Below are 1,300 nucleotides of genomic sequence, written 5' to 3' on the forward strand. Positions count from 1 at the left end.
GACCCAGCTTCAGCCCCGGCCCACGCGGACCTGGGCCCCGACGCGCACGCCGTCCGACGAGGAGGTCTACAGCCCCGGCTGCACGACCCGTGGCTGCGGGCCGGCGTCGCACGTGGAGGCGCCCTCACCGCCGACCGTCCACGACGAACACCTGCTCCGGCTGCCCCCCACGGACCGGGTGCCGTCGTCCGGGCGCCGGTGGAACAACGCCGCGAGCACGGAGGCCGAGCCCATCAACGAGGCCTCGGGGCCCGGAGCAGGGCGGGGCTCCTCGGGCGTCGTCGTGTACTGAAGGCTTCAGGGCGCGCGGTTGCCGTGGGTGGGAACTTTCTTGCCCACCGCATGCCGAGGTGTGCGCGCCATCCGTCGTGAGGTGGACACGCGCAAGGCCGCGAGGGCCGGGCACGGCGGTTGCTCTGTCGCGTCCGCATGGGACGAGGCGTGTGGGTGGGCGCGTTGGTGAGCGCGCTGGTGTGGGGCGGGGCGGCTCAGGCCGCGAGCAAGGTCACGGCGACGAAGAAGATCCGGCCGGTGGTTCAGCTGTCGGACCGGGCGCTGTGGCGGGCGAAGTCCTGGGTGGGGATGACGACGCTGGCGAAGATGAGCTCGACGGTGACGGATGACTGCTCGGGCATGACGCGACTGGCGTTCCAGCAGCGGCGGTTGGACCTGCTGCCGGACGACGTGCTGCCGGAGGAGAACGGCGTCACGGCCATCCACCGCAAGGCGCGCGCGCTGGGCATGCTGTCGGACACGCCGACGCCGGGCGCGCTGGTGTTCTTCAAGAACACGTTCGACCGCAACCGCGACGGCCTCATCAACGACGGCCTCACGCACATCGGCATCGTGGAGCGGGTGGGCGCGGACGGCACGGTGACGTTCGTGCACAAGTCGGGCGGGCTGGTGAAGCGCTCGCGCTTCAACCTGCTGCAGCCGGAGGCGGGCAAGGACGCGAAGGGGCACGTGCTCAACGACTGGCTGCGCCGCAAGGGCAAGAAGACGCGCGCCTACCTGGCGGGGGAGCTGGTGGCGGGCTTCGCCTCCGTGGACGAGCGCTGGCGCTCTCCCGAGCCGACGCGCATGGCGTCCGCGAAGCTCACCATGAAGGGTGACGCCCGGACGGCTCAGCGCTAGACACGGCCGGAGATGTCCACCGTCGAAGGCCCCCCCGGGGCCCTGAATCCCGAACCCGCCGAGCCCGTCCGGCCATCGCCGCCGACACCGGAGGTGCCGCCGACGCCGGAGGTGCCGCGCGGAAGACGGCGGTGGGCGCGCTGGGGGCTGGGGGGCGTGTTGGTGG

Annotated in this window: 2 protein-coding genes; both read left to right on the plus strand. The window is 72.6% G+C overall.

Annotated elements, in window-relative coordinates; genetic code table 11:
* On the plus strand, positions 1–292 hold a 292-nt coding region (locus tag D7W79_RS44170), incomplete at its 5' end, for a hypothetical protein (RefSeq protein ID WP_158617192.1).
* 137 nt (positions 293–429) lie between these two features.
* Complete coding sequence (locus tag D7W79_RS42035; protein WP_147442362.1) at positions 430–1,134, plus strand: CHAP domain-containing protein; 705 nt, start codon at positions 430–432, stop codon at positions 1,132–1,134.
* Positions 1,135–1,300: the final 166 nt, after the last annotated feature.

Origin of the sequence: Corallococcus exercitus, assembly GCF_003611585.1 — a bacterium.
GTDB lineage: Bacteria > Myxococcota > Myxococcia > Myxococcales > Myxococcaceae > Corallococcus > Corallococcus exercitus.